The 26,027-nt window shown below is 57.9% G+C and carries 28 protein-coding genes; 18 read left to right on the top strand and 10 right to left on the bottom strand.

Annotation, left to right across the window (positions count from 1 at the left end):
- Nucleotides 1-21 precede the first annotated feature (21 nt).
- Nucleotides 22-1,251 (top strand): hypothetical protein, encoded by a 1,230-nt coding sequence (locus tag J2X66_RS27720; RefSeq protein ID WP_310271145.1) that lies wholly within the window; start codon nucleotides 22-24, stop codon nucleotides 1,249-1,251.
- Nucleotides 1,252-1,296: 45 nt separating this feature from the next.
- On the opposite strand, the gene J2X66_RS27715 is transcribed toward J2X66_RS27720, so the two are convergent.
- The 4 genes from J2X66_RS27715 to J2X66_RS27700 all read right to left on the bottom strand — a co-directional run bounded on the left by J2X66_RS27715 (nucleotide 1,297) and on the right by J2X66_RS27700 (nucleotide 3,458).
- Complete coding sequence (locus J2X66_RS27715; protein WP_310271138.1) at nucleotides 1,297-1,674, bottom strand: DUF2892 domain-containing protein; 378 nt, start codon at nucleotides 1,672-1,674, stop codon at nucleotides 1,297-1,299.
- 91 nt (nucleotides 1,675-1,765) lie between these two features.
- On the bottom strand, nucleotides 1,766-2,236 hold the full coding sequence (locus J2X66_RS27710; RefSeq protein ID WP_008153126.1) for an RNA methyltransferase: 471 nt from the start codon (nucleotides 2,234-2,236) through the stop codon (nucleotides 1,766-1,768).
- Between the two features lie 113 nt (nucleotides 2,237-2,349).
- Entirely contained in the window at nucleotides 2,350-2,721 is a 372-nt protein-coding gene (locus J2X66_RS27705; protein ID WP_007944009.1) for a YajD family HNH nuclease, read from the bottom strand.
- A 50-nt stretch (nucleotides 2,722-2,771) separates the two neighbouring features.
- The gene (locus J2X66_RS27700; RefSeq protein ID WP_027925870.1) at nucleotides 2,772-3,458 is read right to left on the bottom strand and encodes a spermidine synthase; all 687 of its coding nucleotides are present in this window, start codon (nucleotides 3,456-3,458) and stop codon (nucleotides 2,772-2,774) included.
- A gap of 95 nt (nucleotides 3,459-3,553) precedes the next feature.
- On the opposite strand from J2X66_RS27700, the gene J2X66_RS27695 reads away from it, so the two are divergent.
- Nucleotides 3,554-3,844: a hypothetical protein gene (locus tag J2X66_RS27695; protein WP_310271131.1), complete on the top strand. Its 291-nt coding sequence runs from the start codon at nucleotides 3,554-3,556 to the stop codon at nucleotides 3,842-3,844.
- Here J2X66_RS27695 and J2X66_RS27690 read toward each other — a convergent pair.
- A complete protein-coding gene (locus tag J2X66_RS27690) occupies nucleotides 3,841-4,314 on the bottom strand; it encodes a cyclic nucleotide-binding domain-containing protein (protein WP_310271129.1) in 474 nt (157 codons plus the stop codon). The two genes, J2X66_RS27695 and J2X66_RS27690, sit on opposite strands and share 4 nt — an antisense overlap.
- A 127-nt stretch (nucleotides 4,315-4,441) precedes the next feature.
- Nucleotides 4,442-6,496 (bottom strand): S9 family peptidase, encoded by a 2,055-nt coding sequence (locus J2X66_RS27685; protein ID WP_310271126.1) that lies wholly within the window; start codon nucleotides 6,494-6,496, stop codon nucleotides 4,442-4,444.
- 182 nt (nucleotides 6,497-6,678) lie between these two features.
- On the opposite strand from J2X66_RS27685, the gene J2X66_RS27680 reads away from it, so the two are divergent.
- From J2X66_RS27680 to J2X66_RS27670, 3 genes are read left to right on the top strand one after another with little or no spacing between them, the layout of a single operon-like run.
- Nucleotides 6,679-7,176: a hypothetical protein gene (locus J2X66_RS27680; protein WP_027925866.1), complete on the top strand. Its 498-nt coding sequence runs from the start codon at nucleotides 6,679-6,681 to the stop codon at nucleotides 7,174-7,176.
- Nucleotides 7,177-7,209: 33 nt separating this feature from the next.
- On the top strand, nucleotides 7,210-7,986 hold the full coding sequence (locus J2X66_RS27675) for a class II glutamine amidotransferase (protein WP_123433917.1): 777 nt from the start codon (nucleotides 7,210-7,212) through the stop codon (nucleotides 7,984-7,986).
- Between the two features lie 12 nt (nucleotides 7,987-7,998).
- On the top strand, nucleotides 7,999-8,541 hold the full coding sequence (locus tag J2X66_RS27670) for a DUF2937 family protein (protein ID WP_123433918.1): 543 nt from the start codon (nucleotides 7,999-8,001) through the stop codon (nucleotides 8,539-8,541).
- A 52-nt stretch (nucleotides 8,542-8,593) separates the two neighbouring features.
- Here J2X66_RS27670 and J2X66_RS27665 read toward each other — a convergent pair whose 3' ends face one another.
- Complete coding sequence (locus J2X66_RS27665) at nucleotides 8,594-9,508, bottom strand: LysR family transcriptional regulator (protein ID WP_310271119.1); 915 nt, start codon at nucleotides 9,506-9,508, stop codon at nucleotides 8,594-8,596.
- A gap of 148 nt (nucleotides 9,509-9,656) precedes the next feature.
- Between J2X66_RS27665 and J2X66_RS27660 the strand changes: the two genes are divergently transcribed.
- The 4 genes from J2X66_RS27660 to J2X66_RS27645 are packed head-to-tail and all read left to right on the top strand — an operon-like array spanning nucleotide 9,657 to nucleotide 13,364.
- Complete coding sequence (locus J2X66_RS27660) at nucleotides 9,657-10,943, top strand: MFS transporter (protein WP_310271116.1); 1,287 nt, start codon at nucleotides 9,657-9,659, stop codon at nucleotides 10,941-10,943.
- A gap of 44 nt (nucleotides 10,944-10,987) precedes the next feature.
- A complete protein-coding gene (locus tag J2X66_RS27655) occupies nucleotides 10,988-11,740 on the top strand; it encodes a 5-oxoprolinase subunit PxpA (RefSeq protein ID WP_310271114.1) in 753 nt (250 codons plus the stop codon).
- A complete protein-coding gene (locus J2X66_RS27650) occupies nucleotides 11,737-12,441 on the top strand; it encodes an allophanate hydrolase subunit 1 (RefSeq protein ID WP_310271111.1) in 705 nt (234 codons plus the stop codon). The genes J2X66_RS27655 and J2X66_RS27650 overlap by 4 nt, the downstream gene beginning before the upstream one ends.
- On the top strand, nucleotides 12,438-13,364 hold the full coding sequence (locus J2X66_RS27645; protein WP_310271108.1) for a biotin-dependent carboxyltransferase family protein: 927 nt from the start codon (nucleotides 12,438-12,440) through the stop codon (nucleotides 13,362-13,364). The genes J2X66_RS27650 and J2X66_RS27645 overlap by 4 nt, the downstream gene beginning before the upstream one ends.
- A 119-nt stretch (nucleotides 13,365-13,483) precedes the next feature.
- On the opposite strand, the gene J2X66_RS27640 is transcribed toward J2X66_RS27645, so the two are convergent.
- The 3 genes from J2X66_RS27640 to J2X66_RS27630 form a co-directional block, all read right to left on the bottom strand.
- Complete coding sequence (locus tag J2X66_RS27640; protein WP_027925858.1) at nucleotides 13,484-14,662, bottom strand: VWA domain-containing protein; 1,179 nt, start codon at nucleotides 14,660-14,662, stop codon at nucleotides 13,484-13,486.
- Between the two features lie 12 nt (nucleotides 14,663-14,674).
- Complete coding sequence (locus tag J2X66_RS27635) at nucleotides 14,675-15,520, bottom strand: MoxR family ATPase (RefSeq protein WP_028620815.1); 846 nt, start codon at nucleotides 15,518-15,520, stop codon at nucleotides 14,675-14,677.
- A 165-nt stretch (nucleotides 15,521-15,685) separates the two neighbouring features.
- Nucleotides 15,686-16,762 (bottom strand): DUF748 domain-containing protein, encoded by a 1,077-nt coding sequence (locus tag J2X66_RS27630; protein ID WP_310271103.1) that lies wholly within the window; start codon nucleotides 16,760-16,762, stop codon nucleotides 15,686-15,688.
- Nucleotides 16,763-16,889: 127 nt separating this feature from the next.
- Between J2X66_RS27630 and cysK the strand changes: the two genes are divergently transcribed.
- The 9 genes from cysK to J2X66_RS27585 all read left to right on the top strand — a co-directional run bounded on the left by cysK (nucleotide 16,890) and on the right by J2X66_RS27585 (nucleotide 26,027).
- Nucleotides 16,890-17,864, top strand: coding sequence for a cysteine synthase A (gene cysK, locus J2X66_RS27625; protein WP_059181432.1), 975 nt, complete (start codon nucleotides 16,890-16,892; stop codon nucleotides 17,862-17,864).
- A 219-nt stretch (nucleotides 17,865-18,083) separates the two neighbouring features.
- The gene (locus J2X66_RS27620; protein WP_310271101.1) at nucleotides 18,084-19,022 is read left to right on the top strand and encodes an aspartyl/asparaginyl beta-hydroxylase domain-containing protein; all 939 of its coding nucleotides are present in this window, start codon (nucleotides 18,084-18,086) and stop codon (nucleotides 19,020-19,022) included.
- 480 nt (nucleotides 19,023-19,502) lie between these two features.
- Nucleotides 19,503-20,486, top strand: coding sequence for a glycosyltransferase family 2 protein (locus tag J2X66_RS27615; protein ID WP_310271098.1), 984 nt, complete (start codon nucleotides 19,503-19,505; stop codon nucleotides 20,484-20,486).
- A gap of 6 nt (nucleotides 20,487-20,492) precedes the next feature.
- Nucleotides 20,493-21,563: a dTDP-glucose 4,6-dehydratase gene (gene rfbB, locus J2X66_RS27610; protein WP_310271095.1), complete on the top strand. Its 1,071-nt coding sequence runs from the start codon at nucleotides 20,493-20,495 to the stop codon at nucleotides 21,561-21,563.
- The gene (gene rfbD / locus J2X66_RS27605; RefSeq protein ID WP_310271092.1) at nucleotides 21,560-22,456 is read left to right on the top strand and encodes a dTDP-4-dehydrorhamnose reductase; all 897 of its coding nucleotides are present in this window, start codon (nucleotides 21,560-21,562) and stop codon (nucleotides 22,454-22,456) included. Before rfbB ends, rfbD begins: the two co-directional genes overlap by 4 nt.
- 2 nt (nucleotides 22,457-22,458) lie before the next feature.
- On the top strand, nucleotides 22,459-23,343 hold the full coding sequence (rfbA, locus tag J2X66_RS27600) for a glucose-1-phosphate thymidylyltransferase RfbA (RefSeq protein ID WP_310271088.1): 885 nt from the start codon (nucleotides 22,459-22,461) through the stop codon (nucleotides 23,341-23,343).
- Nucleotides 23,343-23,888 (top strand): dTDP-4-dehydrorhamnose 3,5-epimerase, encoded by a 546-nt coding sequence (gene rfbC / locus J2X66_RS27595; protein WP_310271086.1) that lies wholly within the window; start codon nucleotides 23,343-23,345, stop codon nucleotides 23,886-23,888. Before rfbA ends, rfbC begins: the two co-directional genes overlap by 1 nt.
- Nucleotides 23,888-24,706, top strand: a complete 819-nt coding sequence (locus J2X66_RS27590; RefSeq protein WP_310271085.1) for an ABC transporter permease — start codon at nucleotides 23,888-23,890, stop codon at nucleotides 24,704-24,706. The genes rfbC and J2X66_RS27590 overlap by 1 nt, the downstream gene beginning before the upstream one ends.
- Nucleotides 24,696-26,027, top strand: a complete 1,332-nt coding sequence (locus J2X66_RS27585) for an ABC transporter ATP-binding protein (RefSeq protein WP_310271083.1) — start codon at nucleotides 24,696-24,698, stop codon at nucleotides 26,025-26,027. The genes J2X66_RS27590 and J2X66_RS27585 overlap by 11 nt, the downstream gene beginning before the upstream one ends.

The raw sequence follows: 26,027 nt of genomic DNA, 5'->3' as shown, positions 1-26,027 counted from the left end.
CAGTTTCACTAAGGAGTGTGTATGGCTGTGGGATGGCGGCTGGCGTTGGCAGTCGGGCTAGTGGCCCTGAGTTCGCCCGTGTGGGCGGCGAAGAAAGTCGATCTGGATTACCACGTGCGCCTGTTGCCGCAAAGCGATCAGGCGGAAGTACGCCTGACACTGGCGCAGGGTTCGGCGGTGCGCAGCCTGGATTTTGACCTCGGGGACGGCAGCCACTACAGCGACTTCAAGGCCGACGGCCAATGGCAACTCACGCCGGGCAAAGCCGCACGGGGTGTCTGGCATCCTGCCGCCGACAAGGCCAGCCTGACTTACCGCGTGCGTATCAGCCACGGGCGCAAAAACGGCAGTTTCGATACGCGCATGACACCGACTTGGGCGTTGATGCGTGGTGATGACCTGGTGCCCGCCGCCAGACTCGATCAACAGGACGGCATCGAGTTGGTTTCGCGCCTTGAGTTCGAGTTGCCGACTGGCTGGAAAAGCGTCGAAACCGCCTGGCCGCGGATCGGCAAGAATAAATTTCGCATCGACAACGTGTCCCGATTGTTCGACCGGCCCACCGGCTGGATGCTCGCCGGTCAACTCGGCAGCCGTCGCACCCGATTGGGCGAAACCGAAGTCACCGTCACTTCGCCTCAGGGCCAGGGCATGCGCCGCATGGACGTGCTGACGCTTTTGACCTTCGTCTGGCCGCAAGTGCAAGCTGTGTTTCCGCGTCATCCAAGCAAACTGCTGATTGTCGGCGCCAACGACCCGATGTGGCGCGGTAGCCAGGCCGCCCACGAATCGATCTATCTGAATACACGTCTTGCGCTGGTCAGCGAAAGCGGCAGCAGCGCGCTGGTGCGTGAACTGGCGCAGGTGTTCGCACGGATCAACGACAAACAGCGCAGCGAATGGATCAGCGAAGGGTTTGCCGAGTATTACTCCATCGAACTGGTGCGCCGCGCCGGCGGCATGAGCGATGAACGCTATGAAAGCCTGCGTGGCAAGCTGGTCAAGGACAGCCAGAAGGTCACGACCGTACGTGGCGACCAGATCAGTCCGGCGCAAGTGTCGAAAGCGGTGGTGATGCTACAGGAACTGGATCGCGAAATTCGCTTGAAGACGCGTAACAAGCGATCGCTGGATGATGTGTTGCGCGGGGCGATGCATCTGGAGAGTGTCGATACCAAGGAGTTTGTTCAGCTCGCCGAGAGCGTCATTGGCGAGCCTTCCAAAGTTCTCGATACCGAATTGCTCCAGTGATACCGCCATCGCGAGCAGGCTCTAAGCCTCAATACTTCTTCCGGATCAAATCCCAGTCTTCGGCGACTTCAACGAATCATTCCCCGTCACGGTAGCCGTCTTGGTCGCCGCCTCGGCATTTGCCTTCAACGTGCGCAATTCTTCCCCGGCCCGCTCAATTTTCGCCCGCACGTTGTCCATGTCCTGGCGGCTCTTCTCGATCATGCTTTTGACCGAACTGTGCCCGGTGATCCCGCGGGCCAGTACCACACCGCCGATCGCCACTTGAATCAAGCCGAAAATCCCGCCGCGACGCAGGCCCTTGCCCATCATCACTACGCCACCGGCCACGGAGCCTGCGCGCTCCCAACCGTAAACGTTGTGCTCGGAACGGCTCTGGAACGGGGTGGATTCAATGCGTTCTACGCGTTTGAGTTCGCTCATGATCTTTCTCCTGGCAGGAAGGGCTGCGTCGTCGTGGATAGTTAAGCTGACTGCCGAGGCGGGCGGCTTGTTCCATCGGATGTGCGTCGAATCAGCGAAATTTCGCCCCGGAACGGGTGTTGAGCCCTTTGGACATGCGGTCGTAAAGCACGACGTTGACGGTGGCCGCCAGGTTCATGCAACCGGTGGTCGGGATGTAGACCACGTCTTCGCACCAGTCGCGAATCTCTTTATCCAGCGAGCCGTCTTCCGGGCCGAAGATGTAGAGGGCGCGATCGGGGTGGGTGTATTCCGGCAGGGAGCGCGCACCTTCGACCAGTTCCACGGCCACCGGCACGCAGCCCAGCGGCAGGATTTTTTTCAGGTCGTCGATGCCGATCAGCGGGATGTCGTAGTGGACGCGCTTGGTGTCGGTCACGAAGTCGGCGGCGCGTTCATAACGCTTGCCGGTGTAGAACACGGACGCCACGCCATAGCAGCCGGCGGCACGCATGACCGAACCGACGTTTTCCGGTGATTTGGGGTTATACAAACCAATGCAGCTGTACCGTTTATCTGCCACGAGCGGGGTGCCTTCGGGGAAAAAACGGCGATTATACGGGGATTGGGGGAGAGGTGTTCAGTGATCGTTCCCACGCACCGCGTGGGAATGATCAGGCATGGGGTCAGTCGACTTCAGTCTTCTTTTTTCATCAACCCAGCCAACGCCGCAAACGGGTTATGCGTCGCCTTGGCGATTTTCGGCGTGCTCAGCGAGCCTTCGCCGAAATACTGCTGGTCGGTATATCGCGAGTGTTCATTGTCGTGGCAGTACAGGCACAACAGTTCCCAGTTCGAGCCGTCTTGCGGGTTGTTGTCGTGGTTGTGGTCGCGGTGGTGCACGGTCAGTTCGCTCAGGCGCTTGCCGGAAAACTCACGGGCGCAGCGGCCGCACACATGCGGGTACATCTTCAGGGCCTTGTCGCGGTAGCCCATTTCCTTGTCGCGCTGGTTGTCGGCGAGGATGCGGTCCAGCTTCGAAGTATTGGTCGGGGTGGACGAACTCATGGGTTCACCTTTGTAAAAAAGACTAATGACGGTTATGACGTGAGTTTAGCTCAGCCCTTGAGCTTCTCGGCAATCCAGATGGTGTGACGCGTGCCCTTGTTGCCATGGGCAAAGACCTGGACTTCCTCGGCCTTGAAACCGGCCTTCTTCAATTTGTCGGAAAACTGCTTGTCGGCGCTGGCCGACCACACCGCCAGTACACCTTTGGGCCGCAGGGCCTTGGCGCAGGCACTCAGGCCACCGGCGGAATAGAGCCAGCTATTGGCTCGTTGGGTCAGGCCTTCGGGGCCGTTGTCGACGTCGAGCATGATCGCGTCGAAGCCTTGCGGCTCGGCTTGCAATACCTTGGCCACGTCTTCCATGCGGATCACGGTGCGCGGGTCGAGCAACGGGTTGCCGGCCTTCTCGCCCAGTGGACCTCGGTTCCACTCAACCACACCCGGCACCAGCTCGGCGACCACCACTTCGGCCGTCTTGCCCAAATGCTTGAGCGCCGAGGCGAGGGTAAAGCCCATGCCCAGACCGCCGATCAGCACGCGAGAATTCGGCCGGCCGGCGACTTTGCGACACGGAATCTCGGCCAGCGCATCTTCGGAGCCGTGCATGCGGGTGTTCATCAGTTGCCCGCCGTCGCCACCCTGGATCTTGATGACGAAATCCTCACCGTATTCGAACAGGCACAGGGCACCGCCGTTTTCAGGGATAGGGGCAGTGTCGAGCAGAACGAAACGTTTCATGGGGCTCTCTTGAGAAGGATTGGCATAAACGGTGAGGGCAAACGGACGCCGTTGGGAGTAGCCTGAAAGTGACCACAAGGCCAACGGAGCCATTGATGAAGCGCACTATTCTAACGGCCATTGCTCTGGCCGCGCTCTCGATTACTGCTGTGCAGGCGCAAACGCTGCAATCCATCCCTGTCAGCCCCGCGCCCATGCCCGGTTCGCCCGGCACCGCGACACCGACGCCGTACCCGCAAATCAACGTGCCTTCCTTGCCCAAAGCCGGGTCGGGCAGTGGTGGACCGCCATTGGTGCCGATTGACATGCCCAGCCCGCCGACCAAGGACCAGCCCGTACCGAGGATCGAGCAAAACCCGTCGAAAGCCAAATCGCCGGACGGTTAAACCTGCTGCGAAAGCAGTTGCCCGTCGGCCATGCGCAAGCGTTTGGAGAGGGAGACGGCGAGGGCGCGAATGATCTTGGCGGCGATTTTCGGCGTGTCGTTGATCATCTTTTCCAGCGAGTCCTTGCCCAGGTTCAGCAACTGGCAATTGCTCGCGGCCACACAACTGGCTGAGCGACGCTCACCGTCCAACACGGCCATCTCGCCGAACGAACGACCGCTGCGCAACGTGGCCATGGTCACCAGTTGCCCGTCACCATTGGTTTTTTGCACCGCCACCTGGCCGGTGTGAATGATGCACATGAAGCTGCCGGCATCGCCCTCGTGGAAAATCTCCTCGCCCTGCGCCACGGTGCTGATGCTGAAGTAACCCGAGGCCGCCGCGAAGTCGGCGGGCAGCAATTGATCGAACAGGCCGCAGTCCATCAGCCAGTCGCGAATTTCATTGTTCAGTAAGGTCGGTTCTGACATGTCGTCACGGTCTTTTTCTTGTGTCTGTTGCTGTTCTGGGCCTTGGGCTCACTGGTGTCCATTGTGGGAGCGAGTAAATGCCGGGCCCGGGGTCTGGTCTTAAGACCGGCACACCGGGCCAAGTTCCTCAGGCAACGCCCAAAACCTTGAACAAAAATGCGTATTCGAGCGCTACGTCACGCAATCCCTGATATCGACCGCTCATCCCGCCATGTCCTGCACCCAATTCGGTCTTGAGCAGAAGGACATTGCTGTCGGTTTTGGTCGCGCGCAATTTCGCCACCCACTTGGCCGCTTCCCAATACTGCACACGGCTGTCGTTGTAGCCGGCAATCACCAGGGTCGCCGGATAGGCTTGCGCGGTGACGTTTTCGTACGGGGCGTAGGCCTTGATCCGATCATAAACGTCCGGCTCTTGCGGATTGCCCCATTCGTCGTATTCCGTGACAGTCAGCGGCAGGTCCGGGTCGAGCATGGTGTTGAGCACGTCGACGAACGGCACTTCGGCAATCGCCGCGCCGAACAATTCCGGGCGCTGATTGAGCACAGCGCCAATCAGCAAGCCACCGGCACTGCCGCCGCTGATCGCCAGTTGTGGCGCGGTGGTGAAACCGTGGGCAATCAAATGCTCAGCACAGGCAATGAAGTCGCTGAAGGTGTTGTGCTTGTGTTCCTGCTTACCGGCGCGATACCAGGCTTCGCCCAATTCACCGCCGCCGCGCACGTGCGCGATGGCGAAGGCCATGCCGCGATCCAGCAGGCTCAGGCGGGCGTGGGAGAACCAAGGGTCGAGGCTTTCGCCGTAGGCGCCGTAGCCGTAAAGATACAGCGGCACGGGTTGGCCCAGATGTTCGCGCTTGACCACCAGGCTGATCGGCACCTGTGTACCGTCCGGCGCGGTGGCCCACAGGCGCTGGCTGACATAGGCATCGGCGTCGAACGGGCCGAGCACCGGGGTTTCCTTGAGCACTTTCTGCTCACCGTTGTTCAGTTCCAGTTGGCGGATTTGCGCCGGGCGGTTCAGGGCTTCGTAGCGCAGGCGGATCCTGTCGCTGACGAACTCCAGGCTGTTCTGGACGTGGAGGCTGTAGGCCGCGTCCGGTAATTGCACGCGATAAGGCGCCAGGCCTTGTGGGTGGACTTCGATGATCGGCAAGCCGCCTTCACGCAGGCTCAGGGTCATGGCGCCGGTGTTCAGGCTCATGCCTTCGATCATCACGCTGTCGCTGTGGGGGATCAGGTTCTGCCAGTCGGCTTCGGTCGGCGCCACGCCGGTATCGACCGCGCTGTACAGGGCAAAGTTGATGCCGTCGCGGTTGGTGCGAATGAACCAGGCCCATTGGCCGTCGAGGGCGCCGTGGTCGACGTCGTATTCATGGTCCTCGACCCGTGGCGCCAGGCAGGTGAAGGCCTGATGCGGCAGGGCGGCGTCTAGCGCCCAGACTTCACTGGTGGTCTTGCTGCCCAGGGACAGCAGCAGTTGCAGTTCGGAACTGGAGCGGTAGCAATGCAGGAAGAAGCGTCCGTCCGGTTCATGGAACACTTCTTCGGCGGCTGTACCGTCCAGCCGATAGCGAAACAGTTTGTGCGGGCGATGGGTGTCGTCCAGTTCGCCGAAAAACAGGGTCAGGCTGTCATTGGCCCAGGTCATGCTGCCGTCACAATCCTGGAACTCCAGCTCGCTGACTCGACCGTCGGACAATTCCTTCACGAACAACGTGTAAATCTCATCGCCCGTGGAATCGATGCTGTAGGCCAGCCGCTGGTGGTCCGGGCTGATGCTGAACGCCCCCAGGGAAAAGAAGCCGCCGTTGGCCAGTTCGTTGGGGTCCAGCAGCAACTGTTCCTGGCTTTCGTCCAGTTGCAGGCTGTCGTCGGCCGGACGCGGGCAGCGGTAGTGCCGGGCATATTCGTCACCGGCGGTGGTCCGCGTGTAATACAGGTACGGGCCCCAAGGGGAGGGCAGCGACAGGTCGGTTTCGAGAATCCGGCCCTTGATCTCTTCGAACAGGGTTTCGCGCAGGCCGGCCTGATCGGCGGTCAACGCCTCTTGATAGCTGTTTTCAGCCTTGAGGTAGTCGAGCACCGCATCGGTGTCGCGCTCCTGCAGCCAGGCATACGGGTCATCGCCCTCGGCCTTGCGGGCAATCGGAGCAGCGGAAACGTTGGCGGATAAGGGCATGGATGGCTCTCGTGCAATGTAAGAAATAGGGGGCGTTGCAGACCACAGTCAGCTCTGGACTCAGTGCAAAACGTGTGGAAGCAAGCCCGCTCCCACAGGTTGGGTGTCTTGACCGGCTGGTATTGGGGCAAGCCTGATCTGCGAAAAGTCGTTACTATAAGCGCCTCTTTGCCTGCCTTGCCATGGACACCATGACCGAGAACGACTATCTGATCGCTTGGGGCTGCTACGCCTTTGCCGCTTTTGGCTGCCTGTTGGTGTGGATGCGCTTGACCCGCTGGATGTGGCGCTGGCTGCGCGAGCCGCTGCGGCTGCTGGTGGCTGTCTTGCTATTCAGCCCGACCATCATCGATCCGGTGAAAGATAAAGTCGCGCCGGCTATCGCCATCACGGCGCTCGACCTGTTGTTCAAGGTCGGCAACAACGCCTGGCGAGCGATTTCCGATCTGTTGATGTACGGCATGATCGCCTTCGGCCTTTACCTGGTCATGGTGGCGATCCGCTTCCCCATCGAGCGCGCTTCCAACGCCCGCAAGGAACAGGCCGCTGCCGCCAAGGCTGCGGCCAAAGCCGAAGATCCGGACGATGATCATCCCTTCGGCGGTGCCGGCGATGATCGTTATGGTCGCCCACCGGTGCCGAGCAATCCGCAGCGATTGCGTGTCGAGCCGCGTTTGTAACCTTGCCCCTGCCTTTTCATCGAGAATCCGAGCATGTGTGAGTTATTGGGCATGAGCGCCAATGTGCCGACCGATATCGTGTTCAGCTTCACCGGGCTGATGCAGCGCGGCGGCCGTACCGGTCCGCACCGTGACGGCTGGGGGATCGCATTCTACGAGGGCCGCGGCCTGCGCCTGTTTCAGGACCCGGCCGCCAGTTGCGAGTCTGAAGTCGCGAACCTGGTGCAGCGCTATCCGATCAAAAGTGAAGTGGTGATCGGGCACATCCGCCAGGCCAATGTTGGCAAGGTCTGCCTGTCCAATACTCACCCGTTCGTGCGCGAACTGTGGGGGCGCAACTGGTGTTTCGCCCACAACGGCCAACTCGCGGACTTTCAACCGACCGCCAGTTTCTACCGTCCCGTCGGCGACACCGACAGCGAGGCGGCGTTCTGCGATCTGCTCAACCGCGTGCGCGCTGCCTTTCCGGAGCCGGTCGAGGTTGAAAAGCTGCTGCCAGACCTGGTGGCGGCCTGCGCCGAATACCGTAGCAAAGGCGTGTTCAACTGCCTGCTCAGCGACGGTGACTGGCTGTTCTGCTATTGCTCGACCAAATTGGCCCAGATCACCCGTCGGGCGCCATTCGGCCCGGCGCGCTTGAAGGATGTCGATGTGATCGTCGACTTCCAGGCCGAAACCACGCCCAACGACGTGGTGACGGTGATTGCCACCGAACCCCTGACCGAAAACGAAACCTGGACCCGCTACGAACCGGGCCAATGGAGCCTCTGGCGACGCGGTGAATGCGTCAGCCAAGGCAAGACCGAATAAGGATCTCCTCCGATGTTGCTCAGTTATCTACGGCTGGTGTTGTTTGCGGCGGGCCTGTTGATCGGTGTCCAGGTGCCGGGTTTTATCAATGATTACGCCAAGCGGGTCGAGGCGCACCTGATTGAGGCGCAGACCGGTTTGAGCGGTTTCCAGGGGACGGCCAACGAGTTCTTCAAGGGCGACATGCAGGCCCTGGTCGCCCATTACCGCGCCAGCGAAGACCCGATCTTTCGCAGCGATGCCGACAGCCTGAGCAACTTGCTGACCCGCCAACTGGCGTTGGACAAGCAATTCCAGGCCATGCAAGGCCCGTGGTACATCCGCTTCCTGCAAGTGGTGCTGGCCGCCGACCCTGACATCCGCAAGGAAACCTGGAATGGCTACAGCTACCAGATCCTGCTGACGCCGGAAGCGATGATCTGGGGCATGAGCGGCGCGATGCTGCTGTCATTCGGAATTGAATGCCTGTTCCGTTTGATCGACTGGGTGGTGCTGGGTGGCAAACGCCTGCGCCAGAGCCGGCCGATCGAAGACCGGGACGTGCGCGGCCTCTAGAAACCAAAGCGCAGATCTGTGCAGCAGCTGCCTCGGCAGCTGCTGCAAGGGCTCAGTCAGCAAGAACGATGTAATCCTCGCCCATCTCCTGCGCATACCGTTCCAGGACCTGCTGACACAACGCCACAATCTCCTCGACCCATTCAACACCCGTGCGCCACGACACCACCACCTGCAAGTCCGGTGGCCGTTGATCGATCGGCAGCAGGGTCAGTTCCCCGCGTGCCAGTTCCTCGGCCACCAACACTGGCGGCAGCGCGCCAATACCGAAACCATCGCGCAACAACCGGGTGATCGCCGACACTGAATTCACACAGTTCAGGCGAGGTGTCATCACGCCATTGGCCTGCATCAGGGCGAGCACCTCTTGATGCGGATGGGAGTTTTTCGAGTAGGTAATGATCCGCTCGCGCGCCAGATCGGCAATGCCAGAGTACTCGCGGTTGTAAAGGGAAGTGCTCGCCGCAATCCAGCCCATGGGATGGCTGGCCAGCTCCAGGCTGCGCACGCTTTCCTGGCGCATCAGGTCTGTTTGCAGGATCAGGTCGAGAAACCCTTTTTGCAGCTGATCGCAGAGGTTGAGCGACGTATCGGCCACCAGTTCGATTTCCACCAACGGATAGAGGTCCGTCATCTGCGCCACCAGCGGGCTCAGCCAGGTGTGTATCACCGTGTCCATGACGCCGATCCGCACCCTTCCGACCTTGCTCGAACGGGTCTCGATCGACTGTTTGAGTGCCTGCATGGTGTCCATCATCTGCTCGGCATAGTCGAGCACTTTCAAGCCTTCGGGCGTCAGGCTGACGCCGCGTGAATCGCGCAAAAACAGTTTCACCCCCAGCTCGCTTTCGAGCACGGCGATGCGGCTGGATATCGAGGCCTGGGTGGTGAAGAGCTTGTCGGCGGTCAGGCGAAAACTCTTGAGTCGGGCGACCCAGACAAAGGTCTCGAGAAACTTCAGATTCATGGGATCAACTTTTTCTTATGCCTAAGCCCGGTTTTTATTAGTTGGACGCAGCAGGGCCACGGACCCAAAAATCGGCGCATCCGGTTCCCACGATAGGCGTCGTCGGAGCTCAGAACAATACCAATAAAAACTAGCGCGGAGATTTGCCATGAGTGCGCCCGACACGCTCGATATCCCCAAAACAACGGCCCGTCCGGGACCTTTCGACTGGTATCGCAACATTAACCAGCAGGAACGCCGCACCTTCTGGAGCTGCAAGATCGGCTATGGCCTGGATGGCATGGACACCCAGATGCTCAGTTTCGTGGTGCCGACCCTGATTGCCATGTGGGGCATCACCACCGGTGAAGCCGGGCTGATTCACACCAGCACCCTGATTGCCTCGGCCATTGGTGGTTGGGTAGCGGGGATACTTTCGGACCGCATCGGTCGCGTGCGCACCTTGCAACTGACGGTGCTGTGGTTCGCCTTCTTCACCTTCCTCTGCGGCTTCGCGCAAAACTACGAACAACTGCTGATCAGCCGCACCCTGATGGGCTTCGGTTTCGGCGGCGAATGGACCGCCGGTGCGGTGCTGATGGGTGAAGTGATTCGCGCCAAGGACCGTGGCAAAGCGGTGGGCATGGTGCAATCGGGCTGGGCGCTGGGGTGGGGGCTGACGGCGATTCTGTATGCGCTGCTGTTCTCGGTGTTACCACCGGAAGACGCCTGGCGTGCGCTGTTCATTCTCGGCATCGTGCCGGCGATTTTTGTGATCTTCGTGCGTCGCCTGGTCAAGGACCCGGAAATCTACCGCGAGGCCAAGGCCAGACAGGAACCGAGCAACCCGGCGAAGTTCTACGAGATTTTTGCTCCTGGCATCCTCTTCACCACGATTCGCGCGTCGGTGCTGACCACCGGCGCACTGGGCGGTTACTACGCGATCACGTCATGGCTGCCGACATTTCTGAAGAATGAGCGGGGTTTGAGCGTACTTGGCACGGGCGGTTATCTGGCGATGGTGATCGTCGGTTCCTACGTCGGTTACGTCATCAGCGCGTATTTGACGGACATCCTTGGCCGCAAGAAGAACTTCATCCTGTTCGCTGTCGGCTCGTTCACCATCGTGTTGCTCTACACCCAACTGCCGGTCAGCAATGGCGTGATGCTCTGGCTGGGCTTCCCGCTGGGTTTCTTCGCTTCAGGGATTTTCAGTGGCATGGGCGCGTTTTTGACTGAGCTGTTTCCGACACGGATTCGCGGCTCGGGCCAGGGTTTTTGCTACAACATAGGTCGGGCGCTGGCAGCACTGTTTCCGCTGCTGATCGGATTGCTTAGTCAGACGGTGCCATTGAGCGTCGGCATCGGGGCGTTTGCGGCAGTGTCTTATGGCGTGGTGATCCTTGCCGCGTTGAGCCTGCCGGAAACCCGTGGCAAACAACTGGATGCGCAGTAATCTGCCTACATCTGACAAGAACAATGCCTACAGGAGTGTTCACCGTGAACCGCCTGCTATTGAACTGCGACATCGGCGAGAGTTTCGGCAACTGGACCATGGGTCTGGACGCCGAGGTCATGCCCTTCATTGATTGCGCCAACATCGCCTGCGGTTTTCACGCTGGCGATCCAAGCATCATGCGCAAGACCGTCAGCCTGGCGCTGAGCAACGGCGTGCAGATCGGCGCGCACCCGGCCTATCAGGATCTGGCCGGTTTCGGTCGGCGCTCGATGGCGTACACCGCCCAGGAACTCCAGGACCTCCTGCATTACCAGATCGGCGCTCTCGACGGCATTTGTCGGGCCCAGGGCGGGCGTGTGAGCTACGTCAAACCCCACGGCGCGATGTACAACGACATGATGGCCAATCCGGCGCAATTGCGTGCGGTACTGCAGGCCGTGGCGACGTACGACCGCAGCCTGCCACTGATGTTGATGGCCACCCGTGACAACAGTGCCGCGCAGCAACTGGGCGAAGAATATGGTGTGACCTTGTGGTTCGAAGCCTTCGCCGACCGCGCCTACGACAGTGCGGGCATGCTGGTTTCGCGACAACTACCGGGCGCGGTGCATCACGATCCCGAGAACATCATCGAGCAGGCGCTGACCATTGCCCGTGGTGACCACCTCACCGCCAGCGACGGCAGCTTGTTGCACTTGCAGGCCAACACCCTGTGCGTGCACGGCGACAACGCCAGCTCGGTCGCCGCCGTGCGACGGATTCGCGAAGCCCTTGATCAGCAGAGCGCGCCATGAAACTGCGGGTAGAGGTGGTGGCGCTGGATTGTCTCATGGTGCGTCTGTTCGATGAGATCAGCGAGGCCAACATGCCGTGGATGCTGGCCGCCAGCGAAAATCTGCGGGTCGCGTTCGGCGAACATCTCATCGATCTGGTGCCGTCCTATACGACGTTGATGGTGCATTACGATTTGATCGCGCTGAACCCGGCTCAGGCTCGGGAATTGATCGCTCAAGCGTTGATTGACCTGTCACCCAATACCCGCACTGGCGGTCAATGCCACGTGCTGCCGGTCTGGTATGACCTGAGTGTCGGCCCGGAGCTGAGCCTGTTGTCGCAGCGTAGCGGGTTGACGGTGGAGGAGGTGATCCGTCGTCATAGCGGGCGCGAGTATCAGGTGTTTGCCTTGGGTTTTGCACCGGGTTTCGCCTTCATGGGACTGGTCGAGGAAGTGCTCGCCGCGCCACGCCTGAATACCCCCCGCAAAAAAGTCGCGGCCGGCAGCGTCGGTATTGCCGAGCGCCAGACCGCGGCCTATCCGGTGGTATCCCCTGGCGGCTGGAACCTGATCGGTCGCACCCCGAGCAAACTGTTCGACCGTGAGCGCGACGGTTACAGCCTGATGCAACCCGGCGACACCGTGCGCTTTGAAGCCGTCAGCCATGCTGAATTCATCCGTCTGGGCGGTGACGACACGCCATTGGAGGCGCAGGCATGAGCCGCTTATCAATAGAGGCAAGTACACCGCTGTGCCTGTTGCAGGATGCCGGTCGTTTTGGCGTGCGGCATCTGGGCGTGACCCAGGGGGGCGGGCTGGATTGGCGTTCAATGTTCTGGGCCAACTGGCTGTTGGGCAATGACCCTAAGGCGCCGGTGATCGAAATTGCCCTCGGCGGGTTCACCGTGGTGGCTGAAGAAGATTGCGTGCTGGCGCTTGCAGGGGCGGATCTGGGAGCTCAAATCGAGGGCCAGGCGCTGGCGCCATGGCGTAGTTTCCGGCTGCATAAAGGTCAGCGATTGCAATTCACTCAGCCGCTGCTCGGGGCTCGGGCTTATCTCGCGGCACCGGGCGGATTTGAGGCGCCCAGTGTCCTGGGCAGCCGTTCGACCGTGGTCCGTGAGGAACTGGGCGGTCTTGATGGGCGGGGCCGGGCGTTGGCCAAAGGTGCGCAATTGAGCTATGCCGGGAGTGCGTTGCTCCTGTTGCGGGCGTTACCGGCGGAACACCGACCGGACTTCTCCGATGATTCGCCGCTGGATCTGGTGCTGGGCGCACAGATCGGCGAATTCAGCGGGCAGAGTGCGTTCGACGCGTTCAACAGTGTGTGGACCCTCGACAGTCGCGCGGACCGGATGGGTATTCGCCTGTTGGGCGCGGCGTTGCAGTACCAGGGAAAACCGATGATTTCCGAAGGCATCCCGCTCGGCGCAGTACAGGTGCCGCCGGACGGGCAGCCGATTGTGTTGCTCAATGATCGGCAGACCATTGGCGGCTATCCGCGACTGGGGGCGTTGACGCCGCTGGCGTTGGCGCGGCTGGCGCAGTGCTTGCCGGGGGCGAAGGTGCGGTTGCGGCCGGTGATGCAGGAGGTGGCGCATCGGGAGCAGATCCAATACCTGCATCGTTTCCTGAATAGCTAAAAGCATCGCGGGCAAGCCCGGCTCCCACAGGATTTTGGGGGTTCACATACTGTGTGAACGACCTCAGTCTTTGTGGGCGCCGGGCTTGCCCGCGATGGCGGCCTGAAGGGCAGCGAAGATTACTTGGAAAGAAACCGCATCCCTTCCTCCAACCCCCGAAGGGTCAGCGGATACATCTGGTCATCGATCAAGTCCCGCACAATATTGGTCGACGAGGTATAGCCCCACGTATCTTTCGGGTAGGGGTTAATCCAGATGAGTTTTTTGTACTTCTCCTTGAACCGCTGCATCCACACATAACCGGCTTCTTCGTTCCAGTGCTCGACACTGCCGCCCGCCTGGGTGATTTCATAAGGGGCCATAGCGGCGTCACCGATGAAGATCACTTTGTAGTCGGCGCCGTACTTGTGCAGCAAGTCCTGGGTCGAAGTGCGTTCGGAGGTGCGACGCATGTTGTTCTTCCACACCGATTCATAAATGAAGTTGTGGAAGTAGAAATACTCCAGGTGCTTGAACTCGGTCTTGCAGGCCGAGAACAACTCCTCGCAAATCTTCACATGCGCGTCCATCGAACCGCCGATGTCGAACAGCAGCAACAACTTCACGGTATTGCGCCGCTCCGGCCGCATTTGAATATTCAGCAGCCCGGCATCCTTGGCGGTGTGGTCGATGGTGCCGTCGATGTCCAGCTCTTCCGCGGCACCCTGGCGGGCAAACTTGCGCAAGCGGCGCAGGGCCACCTTGATGTTGCGCGTGCCCAGTTCCACCGAGTCGTCGAGGTTTTTGTACTCGCGCTGATCCCAGACCTTGACCGCTTTACCCTGACGCTTGCCGGCATCGCCGACCCGAATGCCTTCCGGGTTGAAGCCGCCAGAGCCAAACGGGCTGGTGCCGCCGGTGCCGATCCACTTGTTGCCACCGGCATGGCGTTCTTTCTGTTCTTCGAGGCGTTTCTTGAACTCTTCGATCAGTTTGTCCAGGCCGCCGAGTGACTGAATCGCCGCGCGTTCTTCGTCGGTCAGGGACCGTTCGAATTCCTTGCGCAACCAGTCTTCGGGAATCAGGGCCTGAAGGTGATCGTCGAGTTTTTCCAGGCCATTGAAGTAAGCCCCGAACGCTCGGTCGAACTTGTCGAAATGCTTTTCGTCCTTCACCAGAATCGCCCGGGACAAATAATAGAACTCGTCCATATCGGCGAAGGTCACGCGTTGTTTCAGCGCATTGATCAGGTCCAGCAGCTCACGCACCGAGACCGGCACCTTGGCGGCGCGCATTTCATTGAACAGGTTGAGCAGCATGGCATCAGCCTCTTAGCGGGTGCCGCGACGGCTCATGAACGCCAGGCGCTCAAGCAATTGCACGTCCTGTTCGTTCTTCACCAGCGCACCGGCCAATGGCGGGATGGCTTTGGTCGGATCGCGTTCGCGCAGCACGGCTTCGCCGATGTTGTCGGCCATCAGCAGCTTGAGCCAGTCCACCAGTTCGGAGGTCGATGGCTTCTTCTTCAGCCCTGGCACTTTGCGCACGTCGAAGAACACGTCCAGCGCTTCGCTGACCAGGTCTTTCTTGATGTCCGGGTAGTGCACGTCGACGATCTTTTGCAGCGTGGTGCGGTCCGGGAAGGCGATGTAGTGGAAGAAGCAGCGACGCAGGAACGCGTCCGGCAGCTCTTTCTCGTTGTTGGAGGTAATGATGATGATCGGGCGCTTCTTGGCCTTGATGGTTTCGTCGATCTCGTAAACGTAGAACTCCATCTTGTCGAGTTCTTGCAGCAAGTCGTTCGGGAACTCGATGTCGGCCTTGTCGATTTCGTCGATGAGCAGAATCACTCGCTCTTCGGATTCGAACGCTTCCCAGAGCTTGCCCTTTTTCAGGTAATTGCGAACGTCGTGGACCTTTTCCGTGCCCAGTTGCGAGTCACGCAGGCGGCTGACCGCGTCGTACTCGTACAAGCCCTGATGCGCCTTGGTGGTGGACTTGATGTGCCAGGTGATCAGCTTGGCGCCGAAGGACTCTGCCAGTTGCTCGGCCAGCATGGTTTTACCCGTGCCCGGCTCGCCCTTGACCAGCAGCGGCCGCTCCAGGGTAATGGCGGCGTTGACCGCCAGCTTCAGGTCATCGGTGGCGACGTAGGCCTGGGTGCCTTCGAACTTCATCTGCTAATCCTCGAACGGTGACGCCGACCTGAACGGGGCAGGGCGGGACGCAATAATGGTGATGCCCGACTATACCGCGCTGCCCGGTCGACTGTGAACGCAGACGACTTATTCAGTCTCTGAATGGGGCGTCACATCTTGACTCGGTTTCGGCTGCTGGACGCCTTAACCCGCCTCTGGCTTCGGCCGCTCATACCGGGCGTTGAATGCCTGGATGAAACCATTGCGTAAAATCTGTAAAAACGCCTGAAACGCACTGATGTCCTGGCGATGCACATTGCCGCTCAGTTCCACTCGGGTCGCGAACTGGTTTTTGCCCTGGTTTTTCAGCACGGTTTCGGAGCCGCCGACGATGGCTTCCCAGATGGAGCGGAAAATCCCTTTGTCCTTGTTTTCCACGTCTTGCTGCCAATTGAACACGTCGACGTCCTTCAATAGCGGTTTGATGTATCCCGTCAATTGGGCTTTTTTCGCTTGTGCTTCGATGACCACGTCGCCATGTCCGGCATTGAAGTCGAATTTTCCGTAGGCCGAGGCGAAGTCGTTCATGCGTTTGAGTTCGATGTCCTTGGCACGCAGGCGGAATTCAAAGTCTTCAAAGTTGCTTAAAGGGTCGAAGGTTGCAGAGGTTTCCAATGGCGCATGCCCAAGCAGCAGGGCCTTGCCTTCGAAGCGAGCATCACGCTTGCCTTGTTTGTCGACCACATTGGTCAGGTTATAGATGCTCGCATTGACCTGCGTGGCATTCATGTTCACCGGAGGTTTGGAATTGAAGTTGCGAAAACTGAGTTTGCCGTCATAGATCCGCACTTCGTCCAGGGTGAAGGGCGCTAACTTACTCAGTTGCGAACGCCAGTCAGTGCCCTGACCTGTTTGCGAGTTTTGCTTATTGGCGCCGCCGTCGACGAAGTTCACCTCGGGATTGAAGAATTGCACCCGGGCCACCACCGCATGGTCGTACCACAGCGAATGCCAGCTGACTGAGAGATCGATCAGCGGCGCATTGACGAACGGCACCGGCACCTTGCCGTCGACCTTGACGATTTTCAGCCCGTTGATTTTGTAGGCGCCGCGCCACAGGGCAAGATCCACATCGGTGACCTGGCCCCGGTAATCACCCATGTTCGCCAGTTTGTCGTTCAGGTAGTCGCGCACCATGTAGGGCAGGGCGATGTGCAGGGCTATCAGCAGCACAACGAGGCCGGCGAGGGTCCACAGGGGCCAGCTGTATCGACGCTTCATGATGGCAATTCTCTTGCGATGTAAAGCCATTGACTGCGCCTGCTTCAGGACGTTCGGTCGAACTGGACGACCACCGGCAACAGGCATACCTTTGTGGGCTTATTCAATGCTGTACAAGGACCCAGCCATGAGCCGTATTTTCGCTGACAACGCTCACTCCATCGGTAATACACCGCTGGTGCAGATCAACCGCATCGCCCCGCGCGGCGTGACTATCCTGGCCAAGATCGAAGGGCGTAACCCCGGTTACTCGGTCAAGTGCCGGATCGGCGCGAACATGATCTGGGACGCCGAAAGCACCGGTAAACTCAAGCCTGGCATGACCATTGTCGAACCGACCTCGGGCAATACCGGGATCGGCCTGGCGTTTGTCGCCGCTGCCCGTGGTTACAAGCTGATGCTGACCATGCCGGCGTCCATGAGTATCGAACGCCGCAAAGTGCTCAAGGCGCTGGGCGCCGAACTGGTGTTGACCGAGCCGGCCAAGGGCATGAAGGGCGCAATTGAAAAAGCCGGTGAAATTGTTGCCAGCGACCCGGCCAAGTACTTCATGCCGGCGCAGTTCGATAATCCGGCCAACCCGGCCATCCACGAAAAGACCACGGGTCCGGAAATCTGGAACGATACCGATGGCGCCGTCGATGTGTTGGTGGCGGGTGTCGGAACAGGTGGAACCATTACCGGTGTTTCGCGGTATATCAAGAATACACAGGGCAAACCCATTATCTCGGTGGCCGTTGAGCCTGCGGGTTCGCCGGTGATCACCCAAGCCCTCGCCGGTGAAGAAATCAAGCCGAGCCCGCACAAGATCCAGGGCATCGGTGCCGGTTTTGTTCCGAAGAACCTGGATTTGGCGATGGTTGATCGGGTCGAGTTGGTCACAGACGACGAGTCCAAGGCCATGGCCCTGCGCTTGATGCAGGAAGAGGGGATTTTGTGCGGGATTTCGTGTGGTGCAGCCATGGCTGTCGCGGTACGCCTGGCGGAAACCCCTGAAATGCAGGGCAAGACCATCGTGGTGATTCTGCCGGACTCCGGCGAGCGCTACCTGTCGAGCATGCTGTTCAGCGATCTGTTTACCGAGCAGGAGAATCAGCAGTAAGCGTTACTTTGGTCAACTGTGCATTGACGAGGCGACGGGGCTGAATTCAGGTCAGCCCCCGTTCAGGAACGTTATGTTAAGAAGTGCTTTGTTGCGCAATCCTTAATACTGAATGTTGTATCAGGCGGGTTTTTCCCGAGGTCGGTAATGTTTATCATGGCCGACTGCCACGTCGGGTGAATGGCGTTGTGCGTGAGCCTAAATCTCAAGGAGTCGTTGATGAGTTTTTCCTTTGCCGCGAAAGCGTCGGTGTTGTTGCTGTTTCTGGGCAGCACCCTCTATGTCCATTTGCGCGGCAAGGCTCGATTGCCGGTGTTACGGCAATTCGTCAATCACTCGGCACTGTTTGCGCCTTACAACGCCTTGATGTACCTGTTCTCTGGTGTACCGTCCAAACCGTATCTGGATCGCAGCAAATTTCCGGAACTGGACGTGCTCAAGGACAACTGGGAAGTTATCCGTGACGAAGCCATGCACTTGTTCGATGAGGGTTACATTCGCGCGGCTGAAAAAAACAACGACGCCGGTTTCGGTTCGTTCTTCAAGAAAGGCTGGAAGCGTTTTTACCTCAAGTGGTACGACAAGGCTCTGCCCTCGGCAGAAGCCCTGTGCCCAAAGACCGTGGAACTGGTCAACAGCATTCCCAACGTAAAGGGTGCCATGTTTGCGTTACTGCCAGGTGACAGCCACCTCAATCCGCACCGTGATCCGTTTGCCGGTTCCTTGCGCTATCACCTGGGGCTGTCGACCCCCAACTCCGATGATTGCCGCATCTTCGTTGACGGCCAGGTCTACGCCTGGCGCGATGGCGAAGACGTGATGTTCGATGAGACCTATGTGCACTGGGTCAAGAACGAAACCGGGACAACCCGAGTGATTCTGTTCTGCGATATTGAGCGTCCGCTGAGTAATCGCCTCATGACTGGCATCAACCGCTGGGTCAGCGGTTGGCTCGGCCGCGCCACAGCCCCTCAAAACCTTGATGATGAACGCGTGGGCGGGATCAACAGGGCGTATGCCTGGAGCAAGAGTTCCAGCGATAAGGTCAGTGGAGTAGTTAAACAGTGGAAACGTCGTCATCCCAAGGCCTACCGCGTACTGCGGCCGGTGTTGGCGGTGCTGGTGCTGACGTCATTGGGGTATTGGCTGTTTGGCTGAGTGGCTTCGCGGGTCAAGAAAAGATCGCTGAACGGCGATCTTTTTTTGTTTTTGTGGGAACTTTCCTACAGCTTTGTAGTACGATTCGCCCCCGCAAATGCCCAGAAGCTTCAGCGGTGTGACGCTGAGTCTGCGGCAGATTTGAATAGCATAATTTTTTATGCTGCTTTCATATACCTTTGTCTTTCCTGTCAGTCCAAGTATGCACCTGGGATTGGAACTCGTACTATCTGGAGTTCTAATCGAAAATATTCAAATATTTCTCAGGTCAGGCTCAGGGCTAAAGCAGGCCGCGCCGGATAGCCTCCGGTCGAAACCTACGGATTGCCTGGGTTTACCCGGGTCGTCAATATTCTGTGCAAATATTTCGCAAGTTTACTGAGTCGATGCCGATAACAATTTTTTGACGCTTATCGTTTTGATTTTATTGAATCCATATAAGTTGGCAGCAAACCTGTCGAATGCAGGGGAGGAAATTTTGTGGGTACCTTGGAATCCAGCGTTCTTCATTCCTGTGTCAGTGGCACGTTGAGTGATTGCAGTACTGACAAAGTCGCAATCCTGATGTGTTCCTACAATGGAGAGTCGTTTTTAACTGAGCAGCTGGAGTCGTTCCAGCGCCAGACACACCGTAACTGGAGTGTTTATGTCTCGGATGATGGCTCCCAGGACCAGACGCTGGAGATCCTGCACGCGTCAAGCCGCCTGTGGGAACCAGGGCGCCTGCAGATTTTTGAAGGGCCTCGGAACGGTTTTGTAACAAATTTTCTGTCCTTGACTTGTCGGAAAAATATATCGGCCGATTTTTATGCGTGGGCCGATCAGGACGATATCTGGAAGGACGACAAACTTGAGCGGGCGCTCGCCTGGTTAAAGAGTGTGCCGGAGAATACTCCAGCGCTTTACTGTGGCCGCACCGAGCTGATCTGTGAATCGGGTGTACCTTTCGGCTATTCGCCCAAATTTATTCTTGCCCCGCATTTTTCCAATGCGCTGGTGCAAAACATCGGCGGCGGAAACACCATGGTTTTTAACCAGGCCGCCCGGGCGCTTCTGCAAGAAGCGGGTGAAAACATGGATGTTCCCTCGCATGACTGGTGGGCTTACCAGCTGATTTCCGGTTCAGGCGGGGCTGTCTACTATGATCCTGTCCCGGCAGTACTCTATCGCCAGCACGATGAAAACGTGGTCGGAACCAACTCCAGCTGGTGGGCTCGCCTCAAGCGGCTGCGAATGGCGTTTCAGGGACGCTTTTATGAGTGGAACTCCCAGAATATCGATGCCCTTGAGTCCATGCGTCATCGTTTGAGCCAAGAGCATCAAGCGAAGCTGGACCAATTCAAGGTAGCGCGCGAGCAACCATTACTATCAAGGATTCTGGGTTTCAAGCGTGCCGGTTTATATCGGCAGACTCTCGTTGGAAACCTGGGGCTGATCCTCGCAACTTTACTGAAAAAGATCTAAATCAAAATGACCATCTTAGTAACTGGCGGTGCAGGCTTCATCGGGGCGAACTTCGTATTGGATTGGCTGGCTCATTCCGATGAGACCGTGATCAACCTGGACAAGCTGACCTATGCGGGCAACCTGGATAATCTCAGCAGCTTGTCTGGTAACGAGCGGCACGTATTCGTGCGTGGCGATATCGGCGATAGCGCTTTGGTTGCGCGCCTGCTGGAAGAGCATCAGCCTCGTGCCATTCTGAACTTTGCCGCCGAGTCTCATGTCGATCGCTCCATCCATGGCCCGGAAGACTTTATCGAGACCAATATCGTCGGTACTTTCCGCATGCTGGAAGCTGTGCGTGCCTACTGGAAGGGTATGGCCACCGACGCAAAGCAGGCGTTCCGCTTTCTGCACGTGTCCACCGACGAAGTCTACGGCTCTCTGGCCAAAGATGAGGCCGCGTTCAGCGAAAGCCATCAGTACGAACCGAACAGCCCTTACTCGGCCAGCAAGGCAGCCAGCGACCACTTGGTTCGTGCCTATCACCACACTTACGGCCTGCCGGTACTGACAACCAATTGCTCGAACAACTACGGGCCTTACCACTTCCCGGAAAAACTCATTCCGCTGATGATCGTCAATGCACTGCAAGGCAAAGCATTGCCTGTCTACGGCGACGGCCAGCAGATTCGTGACTGGTTGTATGTAAAAGACCACTGCAGCGCCATTCGCCGCGTGCTGGAAGCCGGCACCGTGGGAGAGGTCTACAACGTCGGCGGCTGGAACGAAAAGCCAAATCTCGACATCGTCCACACCGTTTGTGCTTTGTTGGATGAACTGCGTCCGCGTACCGATGGCCAACCTTACAAGGCTCAAATCAGCTACGTGACCGATCGTCCGGGGCACGACCGCCGTTATGCGATTGACGCTCGCAAACTTGAGCGTGAATTGGGCTGGAAGCCGGCGGAAACCTTCGAAACCGGCATCCGCAAAACCGTTCAGTGGTACCTGGATAACCAGGGCTGGGTCAGCAATATCCAGTCGGGTGCGTATCTTCAGTGGGTAGAAAAAAACTACGCCGGACGCAATGAATGAAAATTCTTTTACTCGGTAAAAACGGCCAGGTGGGGTGGGAGCTGCAACGCAGCCTCGCGCCTCTGGGAGAGTTGCTTGCGCTGGACTCCCGCAGCCAGGATTACTGTGGTGACTTGAATGATCTGGCGGGGCTGGCTGACACCGTACGGCGCTTTGCGCCTGACGTGATCGTCAATGCCGCGGCCTATACCGCTGTCGACAAGGCCGAAAGCGAGCCGCAACTGGCGCGCCGGGTCAACGCCGAAGCGCCAGCGGTACTGGCCCGGGAAGCACTCCGTATCAACGCCTTGCTGGTGCATTACTCCACCGACTATGTATTCGCCGGCAATGGCGATACTCCTTGGCAGGAAAGTGATCCGGTTGCGCCGCTGAGTGTCTACGGCTCCAGCAAGCTTGAGGGAGAGCAGGCCATTCAGGCGTCTGGCTGCTCGCACCTGATCTTTCGTACCAGCTGGGTGTATGCCGCGCGCGGCAACAACTTCGCCAAGACGATGTTACGTCTTGCCCGCGAGCGCGAAAGCCTGAACGTGATCGACGATCAGTTCGGCACACCGACCGGCGCCGATTTGCTGGCCGATGTGACTGCTCATGCGATCCGCACTATGCAGCAACATCCGCAACTGGGTGGGCTGTACCATTTGGCGGCAGCGGGCGAAACCACGTGGTGCCGTTACGCCAGGTTTGTGCTTGAGCAAGCCCGGACAGCAGGTGTGGACCTGAAAGTGACCCCGGCGATGGTCAGCGCGATCACGACCGAGGCTTACCCGACACCGGCCAAGCGCCCGAACAACTGCCGACTCAATACTCAAAAACTGCAAAATGCCTTTGTGCTGCGCTTGCCTGACTGGCAAACCGGTGTGGCACGGATGCTCACAGAAATATTAGAGAATTAAGCATGCTTAAACGTAAAGGAATCATCCTGGCCGGCGGCTCGGGCACTCGACTGCATCCTGCAACACTGGCTATTTCCAAGCAGTTGCTGCCGGTTTACGACAAGCCGATGATCTACTACCCGCTGACCACTCTGATGATGGCGGGCATCCGCGATATCCTGATCATCTCCACGCCGCAAGACACCCCGCGCTTCGAACAGCTGTTGGGTGATGGCACCCGTTGGGGGTTGAACATCTCTTACGCGGTGCAGGCATCGCCGGATGGTCTGGCGCAAGCGTTTATCATCGGTGAAGAGTTCATCGGCGATGATCCGGTTGCCCTGGTACTCGGTGACAACATTTACCACGGCCACGACTTCTACGAACTGCTGCATAGCGCCATGGCACGCCAGGAAGGTGCCAGTGTCTTCGCGTACCACGTCAATGACCCGGAGCGTTACGGCGTCGTCGAGTTTGATGCTCAAGGCAAGGCTGTCAGTCTGGAAGAGAAGCCGCTCAAGCCTAAATCGAACTACGCGGTCACCGGCCTGTACTTCTACGACAACCAGGTTGTCTCAATTGCAAAAGGCATCAAACCGTCGCCTCGTGGCGAGCTGGAAATTACCGACCTGAACCGCGTCTATCTGGAACAGGGCAACCTGTCGGTCGAGATCATGGGCCGCGGCTACGCCTGGCTGGATACCGGCACTCACGATTCCCTGCTGGAAGCAAGTCATTTCATTGCTACTCTCGAGCACCGCCAGGGTCTCAAAGTGGCCTGCCCTGAAGAGATTGCCTTCCGCCAGAAGTGGATCAGCGCCGAACAACTTGAAGAACTCGCGGCGCCGCTGATGAAAAACGGCTATGGCCAGTACCTGAAGCGCCTTCTGCACGAGACGATTTTCTAATGAAAGCTACACCATTAGCCATAGCTGACGTCGTGCTGTTTGAGCCCAGGGTATTTGGCGATGAGCGTGGCTTTTTCTTTGAAAGCTTCAATGAAGCGCAGTTTTCAGAGGCCATTGGCAAAGACGTCAGGTTCGTACAGGACAACCATTCCCGCTCCCTGAAAAACGTCTTGCGCGGCCTGCATTACCAGGTTGAACAGGCGCAAGGAAAACTGGTGCGTGTGGTGTCCGGTGAAGTCTTTGACGTGGCCGTTGATATACGCAAATCGTCGCCAACATTTGGGCACTGGGTGGGCGAAATCCTGTCCGCCGAAAACAAGCGGCAACTGTGGGTGCCTGAAGGTTTTGCGCATGGTTTTTATGTGTTGTCGGAGGCGGCCGAGTTTCTGTACAAGACGACCGACTACTATGCGCCCGCACATGAGCGTTGCATTGCGTGGGATGAACCTTCCTTGGGCATCAACTGGCCTTGCGAAGGTCGCCCGGACCTCTCTGTAAAAGATCAGCAGGGATCGCTATTGAATGATGCAGAGGTGTTTGCCTGATGCAAGCTCACTCCATCTCCCCCAAAGAGCTGGTTAAAAGCCTTTGGTCTAACCGTAGTCTGATCAAGGCAATGATCAAACGCGAAGTTATTGGGCGATATAAAGGCTCTTTTCTTGGCATTTTTTGGTCGTTCTTCAATCCTGTTCTGATGCTGGCCGTCTACACTTTTGTCTTCAGCGTTATTTTTAAAGCGCGCTGGAGCGGTGGTGGTGATTCTAAAACAGAGTTCGCGTTAGTCTTGTTTGCTGGGTTGATGGTTTTCAATCTGTTTTCCGAGTGCGTGAATCGAGCCCCCGGGATTATTCTGGCCAATGCCAACTACGTGAAGAAAGTCGTGTTTCCTTTAGAGATACTTCCGTGGGTGAGCCTCGGTTCGGCGATGTTCCATTCGCTGGTCAGCCTGGGAGTGTGGATGGTTGCCTATGTGATTTTCTTCGGGGTGCCGCATGTCACGGCGTTGTTGCTGCCGTTCGTTGTGCTGCCACTGGTGTTTGTGGTTCTAGGCTTGTCCTGGTCCTTGGCTTCGCTGGGTGTCTACTTGCGCGATGTCACTCAGTTCATCGGGATACTGACAACGGTGACAATGTTTTTGTCGCCGATTTTCTACCCTTCAACTGCCTTGCCACCCGAGTACGCCAACTTGCTTTTGCTTAATCCACTGACACCTGTGATTGAAGGCGTCAGGGACGTGTTGTTCTGGGGCAAGCTACCGCAAATCGAGTTCCTGTCGGGGTATTTGGTCGGCTCTATGCTATTCGCGTGGTTGGGATTTGCCTGGTTCCAGAAAACACGTAAGGGGTTTGCAGATGTGCTCTGATATTGCCATCAAAGTTGAAAACCTTAATAAGTGTTATCACATCTATGACAAGCCACATGACCGGCTGAAACAGATGCTGATGCGTGGCCGGCGGCAGTATTTCCAGGAATTTTGGGCACTGCGCGACGTCTCCTTTGAAATCAAGAAGGGCGAAACCGTCGGGATTATCGGCCGTAACGGCAGCGGTAAGTCGACGTTGCTGCAAATGATCTGCGGCACGCTCAATCCAACCAGCGGAAGCATCCAGACCCAAGGCCGGATTGCCGCACTGCTCGAATTGGGTGCAGGCTTCAACCCGGAATTTACCGGGCGTGAAAACGTGTACATGAACGGAGCGATTCTGGGGTTGACTGAAGATCAGGTCGACGCTCGCTTTGAGGAAATTGCTTCCTTTGCCGATATCGGCAACTTCATTGAGCAACCGGTCAAAACCTACTCCAGCGGCATGTTTGTGCGCTTGGCATTTGCGTCAAATATCATGTCGCGCCCGGAAATCATGATTGTCGACGAGGCGCTTTCGGTCGGCGATATGAATTTCCAGGCCAAGTGCATGACTGCGCTGACGCGGATTCAGGACAATGGCGCGACTATTCTATTTGTCAGTCACGATGTCGGTTCGGTGAAAAGCTTATGCTCGCGCGGCGTATACCTTGAGCGTGGTCAGGTCATCACGGTGGGGCCGGCTGCGGAAGTCGCTGAGCGCTATATCCGGACGATGCGCGAAGAGATGAATGAGGAGCACCGGAAGTTTTCACGGGTGTCCGCCGCGTTTGGCGAAAAGCCTGCGCGCTCTGTCGATCAGGTAATGACTGTTGATGAACCCGGTTTTAAGCGGTCGGCAGAGTTTGATAAAAGGGTTGCACAGTTTCGCTATGGCAGCGGTGAAGTAAAAGTTGCCAGCGTGGAGTTGCTGGACTCCAAAGGTGAGGACCTGACCTTTGTTGAGTTTAATCAGGATGTCAAAGTCAAAGTATATTTCGAGGCTTTCGCTGAGAAATCTATTTCGGTGAACTTTAGTGTTTTTGATGAAAAGAAGAACAATATTGTTGGTTGTGGGTTTCCCCATGCGGATCAGCCGTATTTAGTCACCAGGAATAATGGGAAATACTTGGCTGAGTATTCGCTGAAGCTACCCTTACAGGAAGGGATCTATTCTCTGCGAATCAATATCTCGTCTCCGATTGTTGAGAATGAGTCTGCTGAGTTCGTCGATTTTGTAAGTGACGCAGTGGTGTTCAAGGTCGGGCGTTGGGATAAATCCAGAGTTTGGTCGAAGGTGCATGTTTTTTCCGAGTTGAAGTTGCAAGAGTTTGAGGTCTGA

Source organism: Pseudomonas sp. 3296 (assembly GCF_031456615.1).
Lineage (GTDB): Bacteria > Pseudomonadota > Gammaproteobacteria > Pseudomonadales > Pseudomonadaceae > Aquipseudomonas > Aquipseudomonas mucoides.
The sequence above is the reverse complement of the archived record's forward strand: the minus strand, read 5'-3'. Positions and strand labels throughout refer to the sequence as shown.